The 10,691-nt window shown below is 54.9% G+C and carries 4 protein-coding genes; 2 read left to right on the plus strand and 2 right to left on the minus strand.

Annotated elements, in window-relative coordinates; all coding sequences use genetic code 11:
• Positions 1-340: 340 nt before the first annotated feature.
• Both Absy_RS01125 and pbpC read left to right on the plus strand, forming a co-directional pair.
• Positions 341-5,401 (plus strand): alpha-2-macroglobulin family protein, encoded by a 5,061-nt coding sequence (locus Absy_RS01125; RefSeq protein ID WP_048852898.1) that lies wholly within the window; start codon positions 341-343, stop codon positions 5,399-5,401.
• Positions 5,402-5,475: 74 nt separating this feature from the next.
• Positions 5,476-7,407: a penicillin-binding protein 1C gene (gene pbpC / locus Absy_RS01130; RefSeq protein WP_146802628.1), complete on the plus strand. Its 1,932-nt coding sequence runs from the start codon at positions 5,476-5,478 to the stop codon at positions 7,405-7,407.
• 163 nt (positions 7,408-7,570) lie between these two features.
• On the opposite strand, the gene Absy_RS01135 is transcribed toward pbpC, so the two are convergent.
• Both Absy_RS01135 and Absy_RS01140 read right to left on the minus strand, forming a co-directional pair.
• Positions 7,571-8,128, minus strand: a complete 558-nt coding sequence (locus Absy_RS01135; RefSeq protein WP_048852900.1) for a flavin reductase family protein — start codon at positions 8,126-8,128, stop codon at positions 7,571-7,573.
• 239 nt (positions 8,129-8,367) lie between these two features.
• The coding region (locus tag Absy_RS01140; protein ID WP_048852907.1) for a TonB-dependent siderophore receptor at positions 8,368-10,691 on the minus strand (2,324 nt) is incomplete at its 5' end.

The raw sequence follows: 10,691 nt of genomic DNA on the forward strand, positions 1-10,691 counted from the left end.
GGCACTTGTATCGCATGATATTTGCAAGACCAATCTGACCATAGCCAACATATCACTCAGGTGCATGGCCTCTCACGAATCGGGCAACCCACATCGACATGATAATGTGTATGCTTGCGAGGATCACCTGAAAATGGGTCATCTGATGAGGCAGAACATGAACCAGAGCGACTTTGGGCATATCTATTATGATCGTGTTGTACAACTATTCTGAATAGCGTCGAAGAAACGGATATGGACCAAATCCCCATGGCCGCGTAATTTGTGAAATCCGGTCCCGGCCAGTTGTGGGACTATTTACATCGCGTAATCCAGCATAAACTGTTCAGGGTTCAAGATATTGTCTCTACGTCTTCTGCTTTCTTCCCTGAGCCTTGCGGCCCTTCCGGCTCTGTACCTCGCACCATGCAGTCGGGCGGCCTCTGCTGAGTCCTCGCCTTTCTCGTTCCAGCATACCTCTCTCGATGCAACAGGCGAACACCCAGAAATCTGCCTGCATTTCAATCAGAGCCTGAACGCACGAGACACATCAACACTGGCCCATTCGGTCCATCTCTCACCCAAAAACGCTTTTACACCGCGGGTTGAGAATGACACGTTCTGCCTTGGCAACCTCGCCTTCGGGCAGGGTTACACACTAAAGATCGACCCGAATTTTGCTTCAGCTGATGGCCAGAATCTTGCCTCCCCCCTCACACTCAGCGCCCGCTTTGGGCGCCGTGATGCGCACGTTGGGCTGACAGGAGACGGCTTTATCCTGCCCGGACGCACGACCGGGCATACGCCCGCCCTCGCGATTGAAACTGTTAACGTTTCCACTGTTCGCCTCCACGTCTTTCGGGTCGCTGCCTATCAGCAATTTCCCGGCACAGATCATATCGACAGCACGCTTCCTGATCTGAACCAGACCAGTTTTGACCCTTATACATTCCAGAACCTGCTGGACACGACCATGCGTGAAATCTGGCATGGCACCATGGCTATCGATCATGCGGCAGACCGATCTGTAACAACTGGCTTCCCGCTGGCAGAGATAATTGGCGCAGGACAGAGCGGACTTTATCTGGTGACGGTTGAAGACGCCGCAACGCCGCCCGAAAAAAGCTCCGTGGAAACCGCGCTTAAACGTGGGAGCACCAACACCGATCTCCTGCAAAGCAAGCCTATTTCTGCCCACTGGGTTAATCTGAGCGATCTTGGCCTGACCATGCTGCGGGGTGAAGATGGGCTGACAGTCAGTGCCCGCTCCCTGATGAGCGGGCAGCCCACTCCTGATGTGACGCTGACACTGCGCGCCCGTGATGGCGGCACTCTGGCAACAGTCACAACGGATGCGAGTGGCCTTGGGCATTTTGATGCCCCCCTGCTCCGTGGCACCATGGCAGACCGCTCTGCGGTCCTGCTTGCCAGCAAGGGAGAGGATTTCGGTTTTCTGCATCTTGACCGGCAATGGTTCGATTTTTCAGAACAGCATCTTGCTGACGCAGTCAGCCCCTTTCAGGGGAGCAGTCGCGCGCTCGTGCAACCTGACCGCGGGATCTATCGCCCCGGTGAGAGCGTGCATCTCCTCACTCTTCTGCGTGACCGGGCCGGACAGGCTATTCCAGAAGCACACCCGGTTCTTGTTCTACGCCGTCCGGATATGATGGAAGAACGGCGCATTCCGCTTACAGGTGCAGCAGAAGGTGGCTACGCGACCACTCTGCCTCTGAGCGCCAGCGCACCCACTGGCCTGTGGCAAGCTGATATTCTACTCGACCCATCCCTACCCGCTATCGGTTCGGCCCGTTTCAGCGTTCAGGATTTCGTGCCCCCCAGTATCGAAACCAGTTTCAGGCCTCCAGCTTCCGCAACCGCCGGACAGGCCGTTGTGATTGATGCCTCAGCACGCTTTCTCTACGGCGCGCCCGGTGCGAGCCTTAAAAGTGACAGTTCCTACAAACTTGTTGCCGCGACTGACCCGATTCCTAACCACACAGGCTGGGCCTTTGGGTTTGAGAATGAAGAGATACCATCAACTAGTGACGACATCATCGCAGCTCCAACCGATCATGAAGGCCATACTCAACTGACCTTCACGCCGGATATTCCTCAGGGCCTTACCCGACCGCTTGCTCTTGATATACGTGCCGGTTTTCTTGACCCCATGGGGCGGCGTGTGGGTGAGCACTTTACAATTCCCGTCCGGCGCACCACACCGCTGATCGGCCTCCGTGTTGCAACAGATCCCTCCTCCAGCATGGGCAGTGCTGTTATCCCCATTGACCTTGCAAGTTTCGCGCCTGACAACAGTCCGGTTGCCATCGGCAAAATTCACTGGACTTTGGCACGCGTCAACCGGATCTATAACTGGTCCCACACACCCGACAATGGCTGGACCTTCAGCAGTCACACCGTGGACGTGCCTATGCGCTCGGGCGATCTTGCAACAGATGCCAAAGGCACAGCGCGGATCACCCCCACGCTGGACTGGGGCGAATATCGCCTGAGTGCCATCCCGACCGAAAGTGGCGGGGTAACAGGCAGTTCACTCCGCTTTCAGATCGGCTGGGGTGGAAGCGGTGATGCCAACACACCGGACCATCTACCGCTCAGCGTACGCGATGCCCATATCGCGTCAGGCGGCAGTACGATCATCCACATTGGCGGTGGTTTTGCCGGACAAGCCCAGATAACACTTGCAACAGACCGCGTGCTGAACACACGCTTCGTGGACGTTCCAAAAGAAGGGCTGGACGTGCCGGTAACCGCCACACCGGACTGGCATTCCGGCGCCTATGTACTGGTCACACTCTATCGCCCCCTCAACAGCCCCTCCGGCCTGCGCCCCCATGACCCTGTGCGAGCGGTTGGCGTCACATGGATTGGTGTCAATCAGGATACGCACCGGTTGAACGTAAGGCTTGAGGCGCCAGGCACTGTCACACCGCGCCACCGCATTACCATTCCCGTGACAGTTCAGGCCAGTCAGGGTCTCCCGGTAGGGCAGGTGCAGGTCGCGGTGTCCGCGGTCGATCAGGGTATTCTCAACCTCACGCATTTCACGCCGCTCAACCTGTTTGATGCCCTTTACGGTCGCCCCCGTCTCGGGCTGGACATGTTGGACAACTACGGGTCTCTCCTGCTCAGTGATGCGAAAAATGGCCAAATTCGGTCTGGGGGAGATGCAACGTCAAATGACAGCAGTGCGGACGGCCCACCCGTACGGACAACGGAAAGCGTCGCGTTGTTCGAGGGACCAGTCGCGCTCGACAGCACCGGACACGGCACTCTCTCGTTCGACGTACCGGATTTTGACGGCCAGCTTCACCTGATGGCCTCAGCCTGGAACAAAGATGCCGTTGGCAACGCGCAGGCAGACATCACAGCACGGGACCCGGTTTTTCCCGACCTTGGATTGCCACGGTTCCTCGCCCCGGGAGATACGGCACAGGCACAGGTCTCCATCATCAATGTTGATGCGCCTTCAGCATCTTACGAAGTCCAGATTACCACGGATGGGCCGCTCCGCGTTCTCGGCTCCGGCACACTTAGCGCCCCTGTCAAACCCGGTGGGCGCGCTGACCTGCGTGTTGCGCTGGCCGCCACCCCAACCTTGCCGGGCCGCACCGCCATTGCACATATCCATCTCACATTGCACCGGTCCGGCTCATCAAAAGCCCTGCTGACACGAAGCTGGCCCATCGGCATCAGGCTGGCGCATGTTCCGCTTACCGTCAGCCGGACTGTGCCGCTCCCACCCGGTAGCCATAAAACATGGGACCGTACGGAACTTGCGGGATTCAACCCGGTAGACGCACGGATAACCCTCAACATCTCCGCATCGGACGGCCTTGATACCGTCGGGTTGCAAGAATCCCTGCAAACCAGCGTGTGGGGGGATTCTAATACACTCGCAGCTCAGGCCCGTGCGCTGCTACAACAAGGCAACCAGCCCCTCCCCCAAACTCGCGATCACAGAGATAGTCCGGGCAAATCCATCCAGTCAGTCATCAATACCCTTTTTGATCGCCAGAACCCGTCAGGTGAGATTGGCCAATGGGACCGCTCCGATGGCCTCAGTCTTCCCGACGATCTGGACTATCTTGCCGATTTCCTGGTCCGGGCAAAAGCTGCTGGCTACCCCGTGCCGGAGGACCGGCTCGACCTGCTGCTCAACCATATTGAAAGCGAGCAGCTCCAGTCTCAAAGCGTCGACGATGACGAGCATGATAGTGAAAGGCTGGCAGAACAGCTGAATACACGTGCTTACGCGGCGTACGTGCTGGCCCGCGCGGGTCGCCTCCACCCTGATGCAATCCACACTCTCGCTGCCTCACTCGTCACGCAGCAGGATGGTAATCGTATCAGCTATGTCTGGGCTGGCACGGCAGGCTCCAATGCACAGGCCTTTCCTCTGGCTCTTGGGCATCTCGCTGTCGCCCTCGCAATGGACGATGCGCCGGTGGACAACAGCGCGACATCACCAGAAGCACTGCTGGACGCAGCCATCTCGGCACTCGGGCCACCCCGCACCGGAAAGCCGGATTTGTGGGATTACCGATACTGGACCTACGTGCGCGATCTGGCCGGGCTTGCTGCCTTAACAGCCGAAGCGCATGACGACCAGCGCACCCATCTGCTCATCGGGCGGTTTGGCAAGCTGGCTCTGTCGCCTGATATGCTGACAACCGCGACCAAAACGGCACTGCTCGAATCTGCCAGTGCTCTGAACAGGGATACTGACGGCCGGAGTGTGCGTGTGCAGGGGCGCTCCAACACCACGCCACTGCGCCTGCCACTTACCTATCCGTTTGATTCCACCGCACTCGAAAAAGGTCTTCAGGTTGAAAATACCGGCAGGAAGATGCTGTTCAGCACCCTGACCGTGCAAGGCGAACCAGCCGGGGATGTCAAACCTCTCACCAAGGGACTGACACTGACCATGCAGGGTTTTACCCTGACTGGCCAGCCATTTGACCTGACACATATGCAACAGAATGACCGGTTTATCGTCAGTCTCAAAGGCACGGCCCTCCACCCCGGTCAGTATCTGGTGGGCATTACCAGCCTGCTTCCTGCCGGATGGGAAATTGAGAGCATTGTGTCTCCTGAGGATGTCGCATCTGATGACCATGACAGCGACGACCCTGAAAACGACCGCGCAAAGCTCCCCTACGCTTTTCTGGGCACACTCAGCAACGCCGAACATGCTGCAGCACTGGATGATCGTTTTAGTGCTGCGGTGCGCTTCACCACACAGTCTCCAGACCTTACGGCGCGGGGTTTCCATGTCGCTTATATCGTCCGCGCCATTACGCCGGGCCGCTTCATTCTACCAGAAGCCATAGTCAGCGCACAGCGTCTGCCGAGCCTGATGGCGCGCACGGCATCAGGGACTGTCGAGATCACCGCACATTGAGGGATTTTCGCCTCCTCGCCAGAAACTGTACACTAGGCCTGCTGCTCACCAGCCTCCTTCCGGCTGGTCTGCTGGTGGCCGACCGTTTTAACCCGCCAGACCTGTATCGGGCCGAGCAAGCCGCCCTTCTTGTTCAAGCCCGCGACCATACATTGCTTGACGGCCATACAAGCCGCGATGGCTTCTGGCGTCTGCCGGTTGAAAGCCAGAATGTTGATCCGACTTACATCACGCTCCTGCTGACGACGGAAGACCACCGCTTTGAAAGCCATCCCGGGGTTGATCCGCAGGCCCTTGCACGCGCCATCTGGCAACTGGTCCAGCGTGGTCATATTGTCTCTGGCGGTTCAACTCTAGCCATGCAGACAAGCCGCCTCCTTACCCCGCACCGTCATACATGGGGTGGCAAGCTGCGGGATATCCTGCGTGCCCTCCAGCTTGAATGGCGCTTCGGCCGCCGGGGCGTGTTGAACCTTTACCTTACACTGGCTCCTGAAGGTACGAATATCGAAGGCATCCGTGCGGCATCCCTGCTCTATTTCGGGCATGAACCCAGCCATCTGACATCCACCGAGGCTGCGCTCCTTGTCACTTTACCCCGGCGGCCCGCCGCACTCCGCCCAGACCGCCATCCCAATACCTTGCTGAACGCAGCACAGCGCACACTGCAACGCGCCACTTCATTAAGACCTGTTGCATGGCCAACACCAGACACACGCGGCGTGCCGCATGACGCCCCTGAACTCGCCGGTCATTTTATCAGCGCAGGACGCAACGGCGTGGTGGTGACAACGCTTGATGCACGGCTCCAGCGCAATGCACGGCAAGTGCTTGCCAACCACCCTGCCCCGCTGCGTGGAACATTTGCCGCACTGATTGTTGACCACGAGCGGCAGATCATTGCATGGGTCGGAGGGGCCGAGCATAAAGCTCCGGGCAATGCGATAGATGCTGTTTTGGCGCCCCGCTCTCCCGGTTCCACACTCAAACCATTTGTCTATGGGATGGCGTTTGAAAAAGGCTGGATGACACCCCACACACGTGTGCGCGATAGCCGACTGACCATTGGCGGCTATGCCCCCAGAGATTTTGACCATGCTTTCCGGGGGGAAACCACTGTGAGTGAAGCCCTTCAGCTTTCACTCAATGTGCCTGCCATTCAGGCGCTGGAACGGGTTGGTCCCTCCCGGTTCATGGATCGCCTCTCCAGCTGCAGTGTACGATTGCGACTACCCAAAAACCCGGATGGCACACAAAGCGCACCGAGCCTTGCAATCGTTCTCGGGGGAGCAGGCATCTCACTCCATGACCTGACAATGCTGTACGCGGCACTCGATCATAATGGTTACGTCGCCCCCCTGCACCATGAACCAACAGACCCGAAAGCGACAACGTCCGAGACGGTCCTGCTGTCCAGCAGAGCCAATGCCGATATTCGTACAATCCTGCGGGGTACCGCTCCACCGGCTGGCGTAGCATCATGGGAGGACGTTGCCTTCAAGACAGGCACATCCTATGGCAACCGTGATGGATGGGCAATGGCCTCTACTCCGCAGGCAACAGTCGGTGTATGGGCCGGACGCCCGGACGGCACTGCCTCTCCGGGGCTGACAGGACGGGATACGGCGGGACCCGTGCTGGCAGATCTCCTCTCTCTGGTTTCACTCCCGCATAAATCAGCCTCGACAGCCAGTGCTCAACCTCATCGTGCTGTTGCAGTCCTGTCACCTGCCCTGCGGGTCCTGCAACACGGACAGGCACCGCAGATCATCTTCCCACGCAATCATGCCGAAATTGAAAGCCGCTCTTCCGATGGCACGATGGTTCCCATCGGGCTGGAAGGCTCAGGCGGCCATCCGCCTTATCATTGGTATATCAATGGCACTCCGCTAAATGTGCCGCCCGGTGCGCAACCATCCTGGACACCCGATGCACCCGGCTTTGCTCACGTCACTCTTACGGACGTGCAAAATGCCCATGCGACCATTGATATTCGCATACGATAAAATGGAACCTTCTTGCATTGTTAATTTATTTTATAACGTACTTTCTTTTTTAGCCAATTAAGGCCTGTTAAATTTTTAAATTCTTTGCAGTCAAACGTGGGATCGTCGCCCACCAGCGCGACCGCAGCCTGCGGCAGACCCCACGGGAATGATCATGCAGGGACTATGATTTACGTGTAAGAACGCTCGGTGGTAGCTTCGGGCGCATCATTACACGTCGATCCAGCACAGGCCCGTCTGTCACAAAGGTGCCATCGCCAATAGCGTGCAGGGGTGAGCGTTCCTTGCGATGCGGGTCGGCATGGACCGCAACCCCTTCAAGAATGACGATGCCATACGGCGCGATGATGTCGATGACGCGGCATTCGATGTTCGCCAGACATTCAGTCAGAAGCGGTGCTTTCACCCTGTCCGCCTTACGGCGGGCAAGACCGAATTTTTCGAACTTGTCCGTATCCCTGCCAGAGCAGAGACCAATCCCCACGACTGTGTCGAGCATGTCTGCGGGCGGAATGGCGAGCACACATTCCCGCGTTTTCTCAATCGCTTCCCATGAGTAATTCCAGGGACCAGTGGTGATGGCGAAACGCGCGTCGAAATCCAGCACCATGGTCCAGGTAATCGTCATGACATTGTCGCGTCTGCCGTCATGCGTGGTCACAAGCGTTACCGGCCCGGATTCCAGAAACGTAAAAGCCTGATCAAGGGGAAACGGCTGCATGGCAATCTCCGTCCGGTTGCCGTGGATACAGATATTATAGCACGGCTTCCATGCCTGATTATATTGAATACTTATGCCTTACGGCGTGACCTTGTGGAAATTGAAGGGGCAACCCACATTTTTTACAGCGAGGCTACCCCACGATTTTGACATGGAGACGAGAATCAAACTGCTGAATTTAATGGGAAAAAATTCCGCAATTCGGGGTGAAGAAATTTCACCAGTTATTCACCAGTTATTCACCAGTTATATGTCAGGTTTCCATATACTCGGCGACCCTGGCCTATATAACAAGTGCCGCCTGCTCCACAGGTAGTAATATAATATTTATTCGTCAGGTTCGACATGGCCAATTGCGCCTTCAACCCTCGTAGGGCAGGTAGCACTTCGCCAAAATCATAATGTGCTCCCACATCGAACAGAATGTACGCAGGGGCCTTAAAGGATTCAACATTGCCAGCATAATTAAATCCAACATATCTCAGACCCCAGTTGATCCCAAATCCTCTCGCCCAGGCTTTTGGAAGATCGTAGTCAAAGAAGACAGAGAACATATTTCGTGGAGTTTGAGGAACCGATTTACCTTCTTGTGATATCGCCGCTCCATAAAACTCTCCGATGTAAGGATTATATTTTCGCGATGTTAAATTACTTTTTGCGAAGCGAGCATCCGTGTAGCTATAAGACGCAAGAACGCGCAGGTTCCGTGTAATGTTTGCGTTCGCTGATACCTCAAACCCTTGCGATTTGACACGCCCCGCATCTTCTGAATATCCCGTATGGATAAGATCACTTATAAGGTAGTGATCCTCATCTATATGAAATGCGGATGCTGTTATTAGGATATCCTTATTAGGAACTTTATATTTTAGGCCAGCCTCCATCTGCTTGCCTTGTAAAGGGGCGATAAGACGCCCTTGCCAGTTCGTGGTGTCCTGAGGTGTGAATGACGTCGCGTAGCTAAAATAAGGAGAAAGACCGAAATCAAAATTATAAATCAGCCCCGCCCTCCAAGTGAATTTGCTTTGAGAGTATGATGTGTCGTGTTGACCGGTTCTGTAATTATAAGAATGTGATTGATCGTTAAACCAATCCTGACGTCCCCCTAAGATAACTGATAATCTTTTCCATTTTATCTGATCCTGAAAATAAACACCTTCCTGAAAATAACTCCATGTTCCATCGTAACCTCGCACATGGCAACCAGAACTCGAAGCGATATTCAAGCATGGCGTAAACTGTGTCGCCTGTGGATTATAGAGATCAATAATCGCATCTGTTGATGATATTATATTATTTTGATTTAAATCATAATGCCGAAAATCTGATCCGACTACCCACGTATTCTTTACATTTCCAATTTTAAACTTTCCATCGAGACGAGTGTCAAAAGCTATGCTTTCGGAAGAGTAATTTCTTGTCTGTGGTCTATAATACTGCAGATTAGGAGTGGCGCTATCAACACTCCCATCGTTGTAAGAATCTTTACTATTTTGTACTGTTTTTTCATAGCGAAGCACCTGACTGAAATTGATGTATTTATTAAATTCGTGCTTAAATTGGTATTCGAACATGGCATTTTTTCTGGGTTTTTCATTCCACCAGTTAGTCAAGCCAGCAAAAGTGCTGCGTGATATCCGCCGGTAGCCGTCCGTAACTAAGCTGCCTTGTGCCGGATATTGTGCTCCAGCATTTGCTCCGTTCGCTGGCGTGTAAGAATAAGAGCCTATAAGAGTCAGAGATGTACGCGGATCGATATCCCATGTGAGGGAAGGAAGAATACCGACACGTTTGTAATGAGTGTAATTTGACTGGGCTCCTTGTGTATCGCCGATCGCTGCAATGCGGTAACGAACGTTCCCAGATTTTGTGATTTTGTCGCTGACATCGATGGTCGCTTCGTAGCGGTTCCAGTTTCCGAAGCCAACAGAGACCTGATGAAGGGGAGTATCAGTGGGCTTTTTAAGGGTCATATTGACCAAGCCACCTGGCGCGGACTGTCCATACATGACAGAGGGTGGCCCATTAAGCACTTCGATCCGCTCAAGAAAAGAGGTCTCGCCTGACGTCAGGGACGTGCTCATCAAACCGTCAACAAACTGCTGAGTACTAAATCCACGCTGCTTGATCGCACCACCGCTCCCGAGTGCTTCGCCTGACGAATACGAACCATATGGTTCCGAATAAACACCGGGACTATAACGTAACGCTTCCTGAATGTTCTGTGGTTGTTGATCGATCATCTGCTGTTTTGTGATCACATAAATTGAGGTCGGTATTTCCGTGATCGGTGTGTCGGTCTTTGTTCCTGCCATGGTAGTTGTAGCAACATACCCTACCCCAGGCCCCGTGGGGTCCTGATGCGCAATTTTTCCACCTACACGCACAGGACCAAGGGTGATGTTGGTAGAGGCTTTAACGATTACAAACGCATCGTGGCCCTTCGCCATATAAGAGAGGCCCGAGCCGTTCAAAAGCTGTTGGAGTGCTGAGGACGCGGACATCGTCCCCGATACGCCTTTGAATTGCCCCGGGTTTTGTGGAGACAGAACGACCCGAGAGG

Origin of the sequence: Acetobacter syzygii (assembly GCF_000964225.1) — a bacterium.
In the GTDB taxonomy this organism is placed as follows: Bacteria; Pseudomonadota; Alphaproteobacteria; order Acetobacterales; family Acetobacteraceae; genus Acetobacter; species Acetobacter syzygii.

Excerpts from the sequence above, each read along its gene's own strand:
- Absy_RS01135 (WP_048852900.1), bottom strand. The coding sequence starts at position 8,128 with ATGCAGCCGTTTCCCCTTGATCAGGCTTTTACGTTTCTGGAATCCGGG.